The organism is Bacillus salacetis (assembly GCF_003581585.1).
In the GTDB taxonomy this organism is placed as follows: Bacteria; Bacillota; Bacilli; order Bacillales; family Bacillaceae_B; genus Rossellomorea; species Rossellomorea salacetis.
This window is the reverse complement of record NZ_QXIR01000013.1, coordinates 40,323-54,993: the sequence shown is the minus strand read 5'-3', so window position 1 is coordinate 54,993 and position 14,671 is coordinate 40,323. Positions and strand designations below refer to the sequence as shown.

Here is a 14,671-nt window from a genome sequence, read left to right as displayed (position 1 = left end):
TTACAGGGCGGCAGCCTGCAATTTACTATTTATAGGGAGTGGTGAACAAAATGAAGGACTTATATATCGTGCGGCATGCAAAGGCTGAAGGACAGCCTCCATGGGCAAAGCTCACAGATCTTGGTGAAGACCAGGCAAAGATGCTGGTGAGGTTCTTTGAAGGCAGGGAGGTGGATGCCGTCTACAGCAGTCCATTTTTAAGGGCGGTTAAGACCATCGAACCTCTTGCAGCTGATAGAGGGCTTCCCATCATCCAGGATGAGCGACTTGGGGAAAGGGTTCTGAGCGGCACCAATCTCGATGACTGGATGATGCACCTTGAAAGAAGCTTTGAGGACTTCGAGTATGTTCTTGATGGGGGAGAATCAAACCGCGCTGCTTACGAAAGGGCTTCATCATTTATTGAAGAACTGATAAAGAGTGACCATGAATGCGTCATTGCAGTCAGCCATGGAAACCTTGCGACACTTCTTCTTAAATTTTTCGCGGCCAGCTTTGGATACAAAGAATTGCTGGAACTGTCAAATCCGGATGTCTATCATATTAATTTTGCGGCTGACACACCTTCTGTAAACCGGATTTGGGAAGAAGCATAGGATAAGAGGTTGTTTTAATGGCTGTTTTCGGATTGGGCAGATCTTTTCTAATTTCTCCGGTTTCATCCTATGTAGCAGCAAAGGCTGTTTTTGCATATATTGTGGCTTTCGGAAAATCCCAGATGCCGGATTTTCCCCTGTATTCAAAGGTTTTACTCTCGAAAAAGAACGAGCAGCTCTGTTCTTTCCTGCTCACCGGGGATTTTTACGGCGATTAACAGGATAGTATTTGAAATTTATATTGAATAGCAACAATTTACGAAAAGAGCCTTGTGAAAAGAGATCCATAAAAAGAATGCAGCAAATAGTCGCTGCATTCTCTGATAGCTTTACCAAGCCCTGTCATATTGTTTTGGAGATTCGATTTCCACCCCGAGTTCTTTTGCGGCTGTCCTTGGCCAGTAAGGGTCACGCAGGAGCTCCCTTGCCAGCAGAATGAGGTCTGCGCGTTCATTTTGGAGGATTTCTTCTGCCTGAATACCGGTGGTGATCAAGCCGACTGCTCCGGTTGGGACCTCTGCTTTGTTTTTGATGGTTTCTGCCAGTTTTACCTGGTAACCAGGGAAAACATCAATCTTTGCCGGTACCACGGCCCCCGAACTGACATCAATCAAGTCTACCCCCTGTTCTTTCATCCATGATGCAAAGACGGCATAATCCTCTGCATCCAATCCGCCATCTGCATAATCCTTTGCCGATACCCGTACAATAAGCGGTCCATCCCAGACCGTGTTGACGGCTTCCAGCACCTCCCGCAGGAAGCGGTAACGATTCTCTGCGGAACCGCCATATTCATCACTGCGCTTATTGGAAAGAGGGGAAAGGAATTCATTGATCAAGTAACCATGTGCCCCGTGGATTTCAATAAGATCATATCCGGCATTCCCTGCCCTTTCTGCGCCTTGTTTAAAGGCTTCGATAGTTTCCTTTATGTCTTCTTGGGTCATCTCCTGAGGTGTCTTCATTTTTTCATTGAATGGTATGGCTGACGGAGCAATGATATCGCCCTCAAGCACTGCTTTTCTGCCTGCATGAGCCAGTTGAATGCCTGCATGGGCCCCCTGTTCTTTAATAAGTGAGACAAGTTCTTTTAACCCCTCAACATGGTCATCGCTCCAAATACCCAGATCCTGAGGTGAAATACGGCCTTGGGGCGTAACAGCAGTGGCTTCCTGGATGATGAGGCCGACACCGCCGACTGCCCTGCTTGTATAGTGGGTTTTGTGCCAGTTCTCAACTTTGCCGTCCTCGTTATGAGAAGAATACATGCACATTGGTGCCATCACGATCCTGTTTTTCAAGGTAACATCTTTGATTGTATAAGGTTCAAATAATTTAGCTGACATTATATCGTCTCCTTTTGGCTGTTTCGTGTTCCTAAATACACGATTATTATATCAGCAGGGAATTTTCTGAAAAAGGATTTTGCCTTACTCCCCTATTTTCCTGCGAAGTTCCTTTAAGGAATATTTTGTCCCTCTCCAGATGACACCTCCGCGTAAAAATGTAAGGGCCACAGCCCGGATGATGCTGAAAATGAAAATCAGGGCGGTTACAGGAAGTACAAAAAATAAGCCTGCATGAAAGTCTGTCATCTTCTTGATTACTATGAAATAGCTGAAAAAGATGAGGGTGATCACTGTTAAGCTCAATAACCGTACAGCAGTATCCGAAGACAGGAGAGCCAAAAAGGGAAAGACCTGAGAAAAGAATACTCCCGCGACTGCCAGAATCACCATTGAATAACGGTAATACAACCCCGCAAACGTATTTTTCTCCAGCCCCTGCAAGGCAGATCTCAAGGTTGGATACCATTCCACACTCAGGAGGCCGATGGCAGTGACCATTCTCTGTTCCAGTCCATGTTCCTTTACTTTAGCACCAAGCTGGAGGTCATCATCCGGCCGGTTCCGCAAACTCTCATGCGTCCCGATGGTTTCGTAGCCTGACCGTGTCATCAGATTGAAGGCGCCGATGCCCATCCCGATGCGGGAGTTTTGATCATTCGCTTTCCAAGGTCTTTTATAGTAGGTGAACCCAAACAGGAAAAATGCTATGAATGTCTGTAGCCAAAACCCTTGGGCGGTCAGGGAGGGGGCTGCCGTTAAGTGATCGGCCTTTTCATTCTGCAGCGCCTTTACTGCTTTCGAGACGGAGTCCGGATGGAAGTGGACATCGGCATCTGTAAACAGAAGGAGATCCCCTTCAGAGTGGAGATATCCCTGATAAAGGGCATGGTTTTTACCCAGCCAGCCTTCTGGGAGTTCGTTCAGGTGCAAGGTCTTGATCCGGTCATCCATCTTGGCGATCCGTTCAATTTCCTGACGGGTTTCATCCGTTGAGCGGTCATTCACAATGATCCATTCGATGTTGTTGTATTTGAGCTTTAACTGTGTCAGGAGGCTCCTTCCGATGGTATGGGCTTCATTGCGGGCAGGGACGATAATGGAAAGGAAGGGCCCGTGATATTCTGCAGGGACTTTCTCCAACCGGTCGATCGTCCTCAGCCCCCAGTATATATCGCAGCTTAAAATAAGCCATCCAATAATGTTTATGATCAGCAATATGACAAGCATCGTTCACTTCTCCCATGTAGTATTTACGGTTTTCTCCATTGTAGCAATTCACGCTGCCGAATGCAGTGTTTTATCATTTTCCCTGTTTTCCATGACATCTTTTAAGAAAAAGAGTAAAATAAGGGAATGAATGATCATTCATTTTCAAATACATAAAAAGTGGTGAACGTATATGAATGCCAGTTGGGCTGGAGATATAGCAAAAATTGTACTGCCGACCCCTTTTGCAGTGGGGGACGTCAATGTCTACCTTGTGAAAGGGGAAGTACTGAGCCTGATCGATGCCGGGCCGCAAACCATAGAAGCAAAGGAAGTCCTGGGCAGGAATCTTAGTGAACTGGGCTATTCCTTTGAGGATATTGAACAAGTGATCCTGACGCATCATCATCCTGACCATGCGGGAATGCTGGACTGGATGCCGGATCACATTGAAGTCATGGGACACCCCGCCAATCAAAGATGGCTGGTGAGACCTGAGGGATTTTTTGAAGAACATGACCGATTTTATGTAAAATTATTTCTGCAGGCGGGACTGCCTCAGGAATACTTCTCCTTTATACAAAAAATCAGGTCTCCTTTGAAGTTCATGGGAAACAGGGGATTGACCTCCGCCATTAGGGAGGGGGACTCCATCCCCGGGATGGAAGGCTGGGCTGTTCTGGAAACGCCTGGCCATGCGCAAAGCCATATATCCTTCTGGCGGGAAAAGGACGGCAGGATGATAGCCGGGGACCATCTCCTGGCACATATTTCCCCGAACCCGCTGATCGAACCTCCCGAGAAAGAAGGGGAGGAAAGGCCGAAGCCCCAGCTGCAGTATAACCGCTCTCTGCGCGAGCTGCTGCAGGTGGATATCAGCATGGCCTATACCGGCCACGGAGAAGAGATAATGGAGGTTCACCCCCTTATCCGGAAACGGCTGAACAAACAGCATGAGCGGGCGATGCATGTAAAAGGACTACTGAAAAATGCTCCCCAGACCCTGTTTTCTGTTTGCCAAAAGCTGTTTCCAACCGTGTACCAAAAAGAACTGGGGCTGACGCTGTCCGAAACCCAGGCCCAAATCGACTATTTGGAAGCAAGACAGGAAATTTTCTGTGAAGAACGGGAAGGTGTCTTGTTCTATTACTGTTAAAAAGAAGGTGGAACCGTGAATCATCGTTTACAAAATAAAAATATCGTCATTACAGGCGCCTCGGGCGGAATCGGGGAAAGAATTGCGCTTAAAGCAGCAGGGTGCGGAGCCAATGTCGTACTGCTTGCCCGCAACACTGAACGCCTTAAAGAACTTCAGCTGAAAATCCAGGAGGAATACAAGGTGAAAGCCTTCGTGCATAGTGTGGATGTATCTGACTTTGAAACGCTTCCTTCTGTTTTTCAGTCAATCTACAGAGAGGTTGAGAATGTCGATATACTTGTCAATAATGCCGGTTTTGGAATCTTTGATGAAGCGGACGAGGCAAGCTTCGAGGACATTAAAGGAATGTTCGATGTCAATGTCCTCGGGCTTATCGCATGTACAAAGCATGTGCTGCCAATCATGAAAAAAAGGAAGGCCGGCCATATCATTAATATTGCGTCCCAGGCAGGCAAACTTGCTACACCCAAATCGAGTGCATACTCAGCTTCAAAGCATGCAGTCCTCGGCTTCACGAACAGCCTGCGGATGGAGGCATCTTCTTCGAATATTTATGTAACAGCGGTCAATCCGGGACCTATCGCCACAAACTTTTTCAATGTCGCCGACCGCTCCGGCACCTACGCTAAAAACGTTGAACGCTTCATACTTGATCCCGATGCCGTCGCTGAGAAAATTGTGGACAAGATGCTGACGAATACAAGGGAAATCAACCTGCCCCGCTGGATGAATGCGGGCAGTGTCCTGTACACCCTTTTCCCGGGAATCGTGGAGCGCCTCGGGAAGAACGCTTTCTTTAAAAAATGATTATTTTGACCAGCCTTGGTGAACCGGGGCTGGTTTTGTTTGTTTTTTTATTGAGTTGTCCTTATTAGGAAGTGGTTTGGTTGGAAAGGTACGTCCCCCCCTATAAAGTGCGGCCGGATTTAAAATGGGGTGATTGATTAGCGGAGAACACCCGGTTATAGGGAGTGAGCCGATTTAAAATAGGGTGATTAGGCGGGAAACACCGGGTTATAGGGAGTGAGTGTTTGATAATGGTAACTCCCGCCAAATATACCCCTAACCAAAGGAATGAACGTGTGAAAGGGCACGAATCCGCGCCAAGCGTGCCCTTAACCGGAGGAAGGCCATGTCTAAGGGCACGAATCCCCGAGAAACCAAACACCTGCTTGCCCACAGAAATCCCGGAAAGGAAGCCAAGTTTGTCCGAATCCCACCAGTATTCGGACAGAAATGCCGGAAAGGAAGGCTAGTTTGTCCGAATTCCACCAGTATTCGGACAGAAATGCCGGAAAGGAAGCCAGGTTTGTCCGAATCCCACCAGTATTCGGACAGAAATGCCGGAAAGGAAGCTAGGTTTGTCCGAATCCCACCAGTATTCGGACAGAAATGCCGGAAAGGAAGCCAGGTTTGTCCGAATCCCACCAGTATTCGGACAGAAATCCCGGAAAGGAAGCCAGGTTTGTCCGAATCCCACCGGTATTCGGACAGAAATCCCGGAAAGGAAGCCAGGTTTGTCCGAAACCCACCGGTATTCGGACAGAAATGCCGGAAAGGAAGGCTAGTTTGTCCGAAATCCACCGGTATTCGGACAGAAATGCCGGAAAGGAAGGCTAGTTTGTCCGAATCCCACCAGTATTCAGACAGAAATGCCGGAAAGGAAGCTAGGTTTGTCCGAATCCCACCAGTATTCGGACAGAAATGCCGGAAAGGAAGCCAGGTTTGTCCGAATCCCACCCCTTAAGGTGACGCCGCCACACATGCATATCATTATTTTCCTTCTTTCTCCTCTATTGTCCATTATTTGCTGATTCCCCTTTTTTGACCAGAACCTCATAATTTTTCTCATTATACCAACAAATAATATTTGAAAACGAACGTATATTCGTATACAATTTTAGATAAAATAGAACGAACGTTCCCTTTTAGGAAGGAGTGTAAAGAATGGCTGTTGATTACGGTGAACTTCCCGACCAGAAGATTTTGTGCATCGATATGAAGAGTTTTTATGCAAGCTGTTCGGCTGTCATGAGAGGCCTTGATCCATTGAACTGCTACCTGGCTGTGGCAGGGAAACTGGATCGTCCGGGAAGCGTAATTCTGGCTGCTTCCCCAAGATTGAAAAAGGAATTCGGCATCAAAACAGGTTCCCGTCTGTTCGAAGTGCCAAAGGACCCCAAAATCCTGGTGGTTGAACCCGCCATGGCCACCTACATCCGTATTTCCACTGAAATCACCCGTTTATTCCATCGGTATGTTCCCAAGGAAGCCATCCATACCTATAGTGTTGACGAAAGTTTCTTGAAGATAGATGGAACATCCAGCCTCTGGGGCGACGCCCATACAATTGCATGGAAGATCAAACAGGATATCGCAAGGGAATTCCAGCTCCCTTGCGCCATCGGGATCGGTCCGAATCTGCTCATGTCAAAGCTCTGCCTTGATTTGGAAGCAAAAAAGCACGGGGTTGCAGAATGGACTTATGAAGATGTGCCTGAAAAGTTATGGCCGGTCTCCCCGCTGAGTGAAATGTGGGGAATCGGCAAGCGGCTTGAAAAGACCCTGAACCGGATGGGAATTTTCAATGTCGGCCAGCTTGCGAAATATGATCTGGATAAACTTGAAAGTAAATTCGGGATCATGGGTAACCAGCTTTACTATCATGCCTGGGGTATCGACCTTTCCGAAATCGGTGCCCCGATCATGGAGGGGCAGGTCAGTTTCGGCAAAAGCCAGATCCTGCTGCGCGATTACAAGGAGGTAGAGGAGATCAAGAGCGTAATTCTTGAAATGTGTGAAGAAGTAGCCAGGAGGACGCGGAATCACCGGCAGGCAGGACGGACGATCAGCCTTGGCATCGGTTACAGCCAGGAAGAATTTGGAGGAGGGTTCCACAGGTCACGATCCATAGAGGAGCCTACAAATATCACTATGGACCTGTATAAAGTCTGCCAGGATCTTTTTAAAGAAAACTATAATGGCAAGACCGTCCGGAGCATTTCCATCAGCCTCGGAAACCTTTTTCCTGATGAAAGCATGCAGGTCAGCCTGTTTGAGCCGGACCGCTGGAAGAAGAGGGAACTTGGCTATGTCGTGGATCAGATTCGCCATAAGTACGGCTCAGGCGCATTACTTCGTGCCATTTCCTATACCGCTGCCGGAACAGCCAAACATCGTGCAACCTTATTGGGCGGGCATAAGGCATGAGATGCTGTCAGGCAGGGGCTGAAACGATGCAATCCATTAAGAAGAAGGAAAGAGGGTGGTGAAAAATGAACCGCGACCGTGGAAGAATCAAATGGACCTCCATGATGCTGCCTGAGCACGTGAAACTGCTGAGGGACTGGGCGAAAGAAGACAGCTTTGAACAGCGGAAGAAAATTGATGAACAGCATCTTGAGGAATTGAATGAAGTTACGGCAGAAGCCATGGAGTTCGGCCGAATGGTCACCATCACCCATTATGCAGGGCGGCGCCATGAATTGCTCATCGGCCGGATTCATTACTTTGATGGGCTGAACAGTAAGCTTCATGTTGTTGACCGCTTTGAAAGAACAACCTATCTGTACATCCATGACATTGTGGATATTCGTTTTACAGAAGAGTACTGAATTGAAAAGGTTGTTTTCTGTTTGGCTCTTTTCGCAAACTTTGTTGCAATTCCATATAAATTTAAAATAATGTCCTGGTAAATCGTAAAAACTCCGGTGAGCAGGAAAGAAAAGAGCAGCTCGTTCTTTTTCGAGAGTAAAACCTTGAATAAAGGGGAAAAATCCGGCACCTGGGATTTTTCCAAAAGCAACAATATCTTTTGTTCAGATTGCTTATTGATACGAGGGTTTCTTTCTTGTTTATGTAATTCATATATGCATGCAGCAGGAAGTTCAAAAAATAGAGCATTAAAAAAGCCCGAAACAGGAGGGAGCCCCCGGGTTTCAAGCTTTTTTAGTCATTCCTTATCGTCAAGGACTTTTTCTGCACGGACACATGATTCAAACTTGCCTTTATGAGAGGCGTCGCAGAACGGCATTCTCGAAGACATGCCGCAGCGGCAGAGAGAGAATACGCTTTTTGTGGGAAAGACGTTGCCTTCTGCGTCCACAAGCTCAACATCGCCTGTCACCTTCAATGATCCATTATCATTCACTTTAATTTGCGCTTTTGCCATCACTAACCATCCTTTCCATATGTAACAAAGATTCCCCACTTTGATAGTAAGTCGAAGCCGTGGAAATTGCAACCGTTTCTATACAGCGGCCATGAATTTCCTGCTTCCATATGATAAACTTTACACCATACAGAAATGTCAGGGAGGCCAGCTGATGAACATCACGATTACAGAAGAGGCACAGGAAATTCTGAAAGCAAAGATAGGCAGTAAAAAAGGCCATTTAAAGATAAAATATGAAACAGAAGGCTGCGGGTGTGTGATGAGCGGAATCCCGGTCCTGGAGTATGTAGAACAGATAGGACACGACGATATTGAAATCGACACCGGCTCGATTCCAGTGCTGGTGGAGAAATCAAAGCAGGTTTTTTACGATAAGAATTTGAAAATCGATTTTTCCCCCTCGTCGAAAATGTTTCAATTAAAAAGTCCCGGCCAGATTTTGAACGGGAGGATGAATTTTTTCATTCGCTGATAAAAAAGGATGGCGCCATCAATGGCGCTATCCTTTTCTGTTTTACGAAACTTGGTCTGCGGCAGCAATCTCCTCCAGGAACTCATCTACAGCTTTCTCGTATTCTTCTTTATTGTCATTATAAGACTGCGCATGAAGCCCATTGGCTGCAAGGTATAACTTTTTGCTGCCGCTCTTCTTGTCATACAGCTCCTGCGTCATAGATGACAAAATGTAGTCGTCCGGGATACTGTGGATGAATAAGACCGGTTTATGGATGTTTTCTACCACAGAGCGCGGAGAAATATCCTTGAGAGTGTAACCTTCGCGCAGCTTGAGGAACAAATCCGCGAGCGGCAGCAGCAGTCTCCCGACAGGCAGCCTTACCTCCCTTGCCATCCGGTAGGAAAGCTGCTCGCCAAAGTCCGAGTAAGGGCAGTCAGCTATGTAGAAGTCAGCCCGGTCTTCTATAGAGCCTGCATAAAGCAGGGTAGTGGCCGCCCCCATTGATTCCCCGTGGATGCCAAAGTAGACATCCTCCCCCTGGCGTTTGATTAGTTCATCAACGACGGCTTTCAGGTCCTGTTTTTCAAAGAATCCATAGCTGGAGGTACTGCCTCCGGATTCTCCGTGCCGGCGATGGTCATATATGACCGCGTTGAAGCCCCTTTTCAAAAAAAGATTCATATATTTTAAGGAATTGAGCTTGTTTTCAGTAACTCCATGGCAAAAGATCATATATTTATTGCCGGGATTCGGATGTATGAACACCGCTTTGATGGAATAGCCAAAAGGAGAAGGAATGCTGACCTCTTCCTTTGGCAAAGCTTTATATTCTTCAAGGTTGAGACGTCCAGCGGATATTTCCCGCTGAAGTATGACCTGTTCGTCCTTCTTTTTCAGATACATGAACTGATTGGTTAAAAAAACACCGAGACCTGCTGCAGCCGCAAGGGCTCCTCCGACAGCCGGCATCCACTTTTTCATAAAAATGTCCCCCAAAAATAAGTTATTTATAGTTTACCATCGGGCCTGACAATAGTCATAAAATAAGGCTGTTTCCACATGGAAGTATTATTATCTCAACAGGAAAAGCAGCACTTATCCTCCTTGCTTACAAAGATATTCCAGCTGGATCTTTGCATGAAGTAGCAGCACGGTTTAAGCAAAGAACCTAAAGAAAGACGGACCGCGAAAACAACGGCCCGCCTGGTGCCGGCCGCCATTTACTGCTCGGAATTTTGGCGGCCCGCCGGATGTACAGCTTTTTCAAGTTCTTCTTTTGAGATTACATTCTGCACAGTATCAGCATTAGGTTTCCCTTTTTGGCTGAACCCTTTTTCGCGCTTTTGGCTCATGCTCCTCTTCCTTTCCTAAATAAGATATAGGATTAGGATGCTCAAGGCAGTGCCGGCTATTCAGTTTATTGGACTGTCGTCTGCAGCTTGTAATAGCCGGTATCGATGGAGCGGGAAAGATGAGGAGCGACGATCTTGACCGCTGCCACCAGTCCGTCAAGGTCCACGCCGGTATCGATGCCCATTTGTTCAAGCATGAAGACGACATCCTCTGTAGCTGCATTGCCTGAGGCACCGGGTGCGAAAGGACAGCCTCCAAGACCGCCTGCTGATGTATCGAAACGGTCGATTCCGGCTTGCAATGAAGCAAGAATATTGGCAAGAGCCATTTTTCGGGTGTCATGAAAATGGGCTGTCAGCAAAACATCAGGAAGTGTTTCTTTAAGCATGGAGAATAGTTCAAAGGATTCCTTTGGATTGGCCATCCCGATTGTATCCGCAACACTCAGCTCATCCACTCCCATTTCAACAAATTTCCTGCATAGCTGCAGGGTTTCCCCAGGAGGAATTTTTCCTTCATAAGGGCAATAGAATGAGGTAGAGATGCAGGCGCGGACAAAGCACCCTTTTTCTTTAAGTTCACTGACGATCGGCTTCAGTTCCTCAAGGCTTTCAGATGTCGTTTTATTGATATTCTTTTTATTGAAACTATTGCTGACACCGACAAATACTGCGACGGCTTTCCCTTTGGTATGGAGGACGCGGTCGACCCCTTTTCGGTTTGGGGCCAGGACAATGTCACGGCTGCTGTTGAGACAGGCTTCGACAACTTCGCCGGCATCCCTCATTTGCGGGACCCATTTGGGTGAAACGAAGGAAGTGAGCTCCATTTCTTTCAAACCTGCAGCTTTCAGGGCGCGGATGAATTGGATTTTGATATCGATAGGCACAAAGTTTTTTTCATTTTGCAGGCCGTCACGGGGGCCGACTTCAATCATGGTGACTTTTTTTGGCAAGTCCATTGGGTTTCCTCCAGATTCAAAATTTAGTTCTAATACCATTGTAGAAAAATTCAGATTTAAAAATCAACTATAAATTTTTTGACGAATTAAGAGGAATTTAAACGCTTACATAGAAACCATTATAAGTAGAGCTAAAATGCATGGCAGCTTGCGGCACGTTCCGGCAAGTTCTGCATGACAAGGAGGACGAATGACATGGCGAAAGAAGTAGTGATCGTAAGTGCGGTCCGTACTGCAATAGGCAGTTTCAACGGATCTTTAAAAGATATCTCAGCACCAGAGCTGGGAGCGGTGGTAATCAAAGACGCGCTGGAAAAAGCGGGAGTATCTGCAGGCGATGTGGATGAGGTGATCATGGGGAATGTCTTGCAGGCCGGTCTTGGCCAGAATCCTGCAAGACAGGCGGCGTTGAAAGCGGGCATGCCGGAAACAGTGCCAGCCATGACGATCAATAAGGTGTGCGGGTCCGGCTTGAAGACCGTCCATTTGGCTGCGCAGGCCATCCTTGCGGGGGACGCTGATATTGTCGTGGCCGGGGGAATGGAGAATATGAGCCAGGCGCCATATCTTCTTAAAGATGCCAGGAACGGCTACAGAATGGGAGACGGGAAAGTGGTCGACAGCATGATTTCAGACGGATTGTGGTGTGCATTCAACGATTACCACATGGGCATGACGGCTGAGAACCTCTGTGACCGATACACGATTTCACGGGAAGAACAGGATGAGTTTGCCGCTTGGAGCCAGGAAAAGGCGGCAGCTGCAATTGAAGAAGGGAAATTTGACAGTGAAATCGTTCCGGTCGAAATTCCTCAGCGAAAAGGGGATCCCCTTCTTTTCAAAACGGACGAATTCCCGCGGAAAAGCTCAACAGCGGAAAAACTGTCAGGCTTGAGGGCTGCATTTAAAAAGGAAGGAAGCGTGACAGCAGGGAATGCATCGGGTATCAATGATGGAGCTGCAGCAGTAGTGGTCATGTCAAAAGAGAAGGCTGAAGCACTCGGCATCAAACCGTTAGTGGCCATCAAGGCAAACGCGAATGCCGCGGTCGATCCGGCGGTAATGGGCATCGGGCCTGTCACTGCGGTTAAGAATGTGCTGGAGAAATCGAGTCTTTCACTTGCTGATATCGACCTGATTGAAGCGAATGAAGCTTTTGCGGCGCAATCTCTGGCTGTGGACCGAGAATTGAAGTTTGATAAGGAAAAGCTGAATGTAAACGGGGGAGCGATTGCATTGGGCCACCCGATTGGCGCCAGCGGTACACGTATCCTGGTCACACTCATTCACGAAATGGGCAGAAGAGATGCCAAAAGGGGACTGGCGACGCTTTGTATCGGCGGAGGCCAGGGTGTTGCGACAGTAGTGGAAAAAGCGTAAATCTTTTGCGGAGGAGGAAAAGGGATGAAACAAGTTTACACTTCTTTTAATGAAGCGGTTGCAGATATTCAAGACGGGGCGACATTGATGGTCGGCGGATTCGGGTTGTGCGGTATCCCGGAGAACCTGATCCTGGCCCTTGTTGATAAAGGGGTAAAGGACTTAACCGTCATTTCCAATAACTGCGGAGTGGATGACTGGGGTCTTGGACTGCTTTTGCGAAATAAACAGATCAAAAAAATGATAGGTTCCTACGTAGGAGAGAATAAAGAGTTTGAAAGACAAGTGCTCTCAGGGGAAATTGAGGTTGAATTGGTGCCACAGGGAACTCTGGCGGAGAAAATCCGTGCAGGCGGGGCGGGCATCCCTGCGTTTTATACTCCGGCAGGCGTCGGCACGCCAATTGCAGAAGGCAAGGAAACCCGCATTTTCAACGGCAAGGAGTATCTGCTGGAAGAAGCTTATACAGCTGACTTCAGTCTCGTCCGTGCCTGGAAAGGCGATAAAATGGGGAACCTGCTTTACAACAAGACAGCCCGAAACTTCAATCCGATGATTGCTGCTGCAGGAAAGGTAACGATTGCGGAAGTGGAAGAACTGGTGGAAACGGGCAGCCTTAACCCGAATGATATCCATACCCCAAGTATCTATGTTCAGCGCATCATCCAGGCGGAACAGGAAAAAAGGATTGAAAGAAGAACAGTCAGCCAATAACTTGGAGCACCCGGAAAGGAGAGAGAGAAATGGATCGTGCAAAAATGAGAGAGAAAATAGCTAGAAGAGCAGAAAAAGAGATACAAGATGGTTTTTATGTGAACCTTGGGATCGGTATGCCGACACTTGTTGCTAATTATATTTCCGACAACAAGCAAGTTGTCCTTCAATCGGAAAACGGCCTTCTGGGAATCGGGCCTTACCCTTCAGAGGATGAGGTAGATGCCGATTTGATCAACGCAGGAAAAGAAACGGTAACAGCTATCCCCGGTTCGGCCTACTTTGACAGTGCTGAATCTTTCGCGATGATCCGCGGGGGCCATATCAATGTGGCCATCCTGGGCGGAATGGAAGTTTCAGAGACGGGGAATCTGGCGAACTGGATGATCCCGGGCAAGATGATCAAGGGAATGGGCGGAGCCATGGACCTTGTTCACGGAGCCAGGAAAATCATTGTCATCATGGAACATGTGAATAAGAATGGTGAAGGGAAAATCCTGAAGGAATGCACCCTGCCGCTGACAGGCGAAGGCGTTGTGGACAGGATCATCACTGACAGGGCAGTCATTGATGTGACCGAAAGCGGTTTGGTTCTGAAGGAAGTGGCCAAGGGCTACACAGTTGAAGATGTGACATCTACAACTGAGCCGGAATTGATCATTGACGATAACCTGCTGACGGATGCGTTTTAATCTTTTAGTCTCTTTTCGCAACCTGTTTTGTGACTTATAATAAACAAATCCGTAATTTAGTGGAAACCCATTGGGGTCAGGAAAGAAATGCTGCTCTTCCTGTTGGGAGGGAACACTTTTGGTAACTGGAGGAAACCCGGGCTTCAAGGGCCTTTCCGAAAGCAAACAACTTATGCAGGAACAGATTTTTTTAAGAGGGAAGCAATGCGCTTCTCTTTTTTTATATTTTTGATAAAATAAGTTCACAAAATGCAATTGCAAAGGAGGAACCTTCATGAAGAAAAAACATAAACAGCAGAAGCGCCCATCATCAAATAAAAATGAAGAATTGACACTTAAAGACTCATTACAGACGGATGTATTCCAAGCGTTGAAAGATAAAAAGAAAGAACTTGAAAAGGCAGAAACCGTCCGTCAGGAAGAAGAAGCCGAAAGAAAAAGGGAAGAAGCCAGACAGCGTGAAAAAAATAAATCTTTTGAAGAACTTCTTGGAGAAAGCAGCATGAATTGGAAGGACTTCAAGTAATGACAAGGAGAGTGGAAGTCACCCCTTATAATCCACTGTGGAGAAAAGACTTCCGTAAAGAAAAGAATAGGCTTGATATTGTCTTTGCGGGAAACTGACCTGTC

Annotated in this window: 18 protein-coding genes; 12 read left to right on the top strand and 6 right to left on the bottom strand. The window is 47.1% G+C overall.

Annotated elements, in window-relative coordinates; translation table 11 throughout:
- Positions 1–50: 50 nt before the first annotated feature.
- Both D3H55_RS10990 and D3H55_RS24235 read left to right on the top strand, forming a co-directional pair.
- Positions 51–596, top strand: coding sequence for a histidine phosphatase family protein (locus tag D3H55_RS10990; protein WP_119546959.1), 546 nt, complete (start codon positions 51–53; stop codon positions 594–596).
- 17 nt (positions 597–613) lie between these two features.
- A complete protein-coding gene (locus tag D3H55_RS24235) occupies positions 614–814 on the top strand; it encodes a hypothetical protein (protein WP_119546958.1) in 201 nt (66 codons plus the stop codon).
- Between the two features lie 111 nt (positions 815–925).
- Here the strand turns inward: D3H55_RS24235 and namA are convergent, their stop codons facing one another.
- Entirely contained in the window at positions 926–1,942 is a 1,017-nt protein-coding gene (namA, locus tag D3H55_RS10980; protein ID WP_119546957.1) for an NADPH dehydrogenase NamA, read from the bottom strand.
- Between the two features lie 84 nt (positions 1,943–2,026).
- Entirely contained in the window at positions 2,027–3,172 is a 1,146-nt protein-coding gene (locus D3H55_RS10975) for a glycosyltransferase family 2 protein (protein WP_119546956.1), read from the bottom strand.
- Between the two features lie 172 nt (positions 3,173–3,344).
- Here D3H55_RS10975 and D3H55_RS10970 point away from each other — a divergent pair, with 172 nt between their 5' ends.
- The 5 genes from D3H55_RS10970 (at position 3,345) to D3H55_RS10950 (ending at position 7,924) form a co-directional block, all read left to right on the top strand.
- Positions 3,345–4,307 carry an MBL fold metallo-hydrolase gene (locus tag D3H55_RS10970; protein WP_119546955.1) on the top strand — a complete coding sequence of 321 codons (963 nt, stop codon included), beginning with the start codon at positions 3,345–3,347 and terminating at the stop codon, positions 4,305–4,307.
- Between the two features lie 15 nt (positions 4,308–4,322).
- Positions 4,323–5,117, top strand: coding sequence for an SDR family NAD(P)-dependent oxidoreductase (locus D3H55_RS10965; RefSeq protein WP_119546954.1), 795 nt, complete (start codon positions 4,323–4,325; stop codon positions 5,115–5,117).
- A gap of 325 nt (positions 5,118–5,442) precedes the next feature.
- Complete coding sequence (locus tag D3H55_RS10960; RefSeq protein WP_119546953.1) at positions 5,443–6,057, top strand: hypothetical protein; 615 nt, start codon at positions 5,443–5,445, stop codon at positions 6,055–6,057.
- A gap of 200 nt (positions 6,058–6,257) precedes the next feature.
- Positions 6,258–7,520 (top strand): Y-family DNA polymerase, encoded by a 1,263-nt coding sequence (locus D3H55_RS10955; RefSeq protein ID WP_119546952.1) that lies wholly within the window; start codon positions 6,258–6,260, stop codon positions 7,518–7,520.
- 65 nt (positions 7,521–7,585) lie between these two features.
- A complete protein-coding gene (locus tag D3H55_RS10950; protein WP_119546951.1) occupies positions 7,586–7,924 on the top strand; it encodes a YolD-like family protein in 339 nt (112 codons plus the stop codon).
- Between the two features lie 338 nt (positions 7,925–8,262).
- Here the strand turns inward: D3H55_RS10950 and D3H55_RS10945 are convergent, their stop codons facing one another.
- Complete coding sequence (locus D3H55_RS10945) at positions 8,263–8,481, bottom strand: CDGSH iron-sulfur domain-containing protein (protein WP_119546950.1); 219 nt, start codon at positions 8,479–8,481, stop codon at positions 8,263–8,265.
- A gap of 154 nt (positions 8,482–8,635) precedes the next feature.
- Between D3H55_RS10945 and D3H55_RS10940 the strand changes: the two genes are divergently transcribed.
- Positions 8,636–8,956, top strand: coding sequence for an iron-sulfur cluster biosynthesis family protein (locus tag D3H55_RS10940; protein WP_119546949.1), 321 nt, complete (start codon positions 8,636–8,638; stop codon positions 8,954–8,956).
- Positions 8,957–8,998: 42 nt separating this feature from the next.
- Here the strand turns inward: D3H55_RS10940 and D3H55_RS10935 are convergent, their stop codons facing one another.
- From D3H55_RS10935 to D3H55_RS10930, 3 genes are all read right to left on the bottom strand, one after another.
- Complete coding sequence (locus D3H55_RS10935) at positions 8,999–9,922, bottom strand: alpha/beta hydrolase (protein ID WP_119546948.1); 924 nt, start codon at positions 9,920–9,922, stop codon at positions 8,999–9,001.
- 239 nt (positions 9,923–10,161) lie between these two features.
- Positions 10,162–10,293, bottom strand: coding sequence for a hypothetical protein (locus tag D3H55_RS25240; RefSeq protein WP_276310230.1), 132 nt, complete (start codon positions 10,291–10,293; stop codon positions 10,162–10,164).
- Positions 10,294–10,358: 65 nt separating this feature from the next.
- Positions 10,359–11,255 carry a hydroxymethylglutaryl-CoA lyase gene (locus tag D3H55_RS10930; RefSeq protein WP_119546947.1) on the bottom strand — a complete coding sequence of 299 codons (897 nt, stop codon included), beginning with the start codon at positions 11,253–11,255 and terminating at the stop codon, positions 10,359–10,361.
- Positions 11,256–11,450: 195 nt separating this feature from the next.
- Between D3H55_RS10930 and D3H55_RS10925 the strand changes: the two genes are divergently transcribed.
- From D3H55_RS10925 to D3H55_RS10910, 4 genes are all read left to right on the top strand, one after another.
- Positions 11,451–12,635: an acetyl-CoA C-acetyltransferase gene (locus D3H55_RS10925; RefSeq protein WP_119546946.1), complete on the top strand. Its 1,185-nt coding sequence runs from the start codon at positions 11,451–11,453 to the stop codon at positions 12,633–12,635.
- A gap of 24 nt (positions 12,636–12,659) precedes the next feature.
- A complete protein-coding gene (locus D3H55_RS10920; RefSeq protein ID WP_119546945.1) occupies positions 12,660–13,349 on the top strand; it encodes a CoA transferase subunit A in 690 nt (229 codons plus the stop codon).
- Between the two features lie 29 nt (positions 13,350–13,378).
- Positions 13,379–14,041, top strand: a complete 663-nt coding sequence (locus D3H55_RS10915) for a CoA transferase subunit B (protein WP_119546944.1) — start codon at positions 13,379–13,381, stop codon at positions 14,039–14,041.
- A 274-nt stretch (positions 14,042–14,315) separates the two neighbouring features.
- Complete coding sequence (locus tag D3H55_RS10910) at positions 14,316–14,567, top strand: DUF3886 domain-containing protein (RefSeq protein WP_119546943.1); 252 nt, start codon at positions 14,316–14,318, stop codon at positions 14,565–14,567.
- Positions 14,568–14,671: the final 104 nt, after the last annotated feature.

Excerpts from the sequence above, each read along its gene's own strand:
- D3H55_RS10910 (WP_119546943.1), top strand. The coding sequence starts at position 14,316 with ATGAAGAAAAAACATAAACAGCAGAAGCGCCCATCATCAAATAAAAAT.
- D3H55_RS10930 (WP_119546947.1), bottom strand. The coding sequence starts at position 11,255 with ATGGACTTGCCAAAAAAAGTCACCATGATTGAAGTCGGCCCCCGTGAC.
- D3H55_RS10945 (WP_119546950.1), bottom strand. The coding sequence starts at position 8,481 with ATGGCAAAAGCGCAAATTAAAGTGAATGATAATGGATCATTGAAGGTG.
- D3H55_RS10940 (WP_119546949.1), top strand. The coding sequence starts at position 8,636 with ATGAACATCACGATTACAGAAGAGGCACAGGAAATTCTGAAAGCAAAG.
- namA (WP_119546957.1), bottom strand. The coding sequence starts at position 1,942 with ATGTCAGCTAAATTATTTGAACCTTATACAATCAAAGATGTTACCTTG.
- D3H55_RS10935 (WP_119546948.1), bottom strand. The coding sequence starts at position 9,922 with ATGAAAAAGTGGATGCCGGCTGTCGGAGGAGCCCTTGCGGCTGCAGCA.
- D3H55_RS10950 (WP_119546951.1), top strand. The coding sequence starts at position 7,586 with ATGAACCGCGACCGTGGAAGAATCAAATGGACCTCCATGATGCTGCCT.
- D3H55_RS10960 (WP_119546953.1), top strand. The coding sequence starts at position 5,443 with ATGTCTAAGGGCACGAATCCCCGAGAAACCAAACACCTGCTTGCCCAC.
- D3H55_RS10975 (WP_119546956.1), bottom strand. The coding sequence starts at position 3,172 with ATGCTTGTCATATTGCTGATCATAAACATTATTGGATGGCTTATTTTA.
- D3H55_RS10925 (WP_119546946.1), top strand. The coding sequence starts at position 11,451 with ATGGCGAAAGAAGTAGTGATCGTAAGTGCGGTCCGTACTGCAATAGGC.
- D3H55_RS24235 (WP_119546958.1), top strand. The coding sequence starts at position 614 with ATGGCTGTTTTCGGATTGGGCAGATCTTTTCTAATTTCTCCGGTTTCA.
- D3H55_RS10955 (WP_119546952.1), top strand. The coding sequence starts at position 6,258 with ATGGCTGTTGATTACGGTGAACTTCCCGACCAGAAGATTTTGTGCATC.
- D3H55_RS10915 (WP_119546944.1), top strand. The coding sequence starts at position 13,379 with ATGGATCGTGCAAAAATGAGAGAGAAAATAGCTAGAAGAGCAGAAAAA.
- D3H55_RS10970 (WP_119546955.1), top strand. The coding sequence starts at position 3,345 with ATGAATGCCAGTTGGGCTGGAGATATAGCAAAAATTGTACTGCCGACC.
- D3H55_RS10920 (WP_119546945.1), top strand. The coding sequence starts at position 12,660 with ATGAAACAAGTTTACACTTCTTTTAATGAAGCGGTTGCAGATATTCAA.
- D3H55_RS25240 (WP_276310230.1), bottom strand. The coding sequence starts at position 10,293 with ATGAGCCAAAAGCGCGAAAAAGGGTTCAGCCAAAAAGGGAAACCTAAT.
- D3H55_RS10990 (WP_119546959.1), top strand. The coding sequence starts at position 51 with ATGAAGGACTTATATATCGTGCGGCATGCAAAGGCTGAAGGACAGCCT.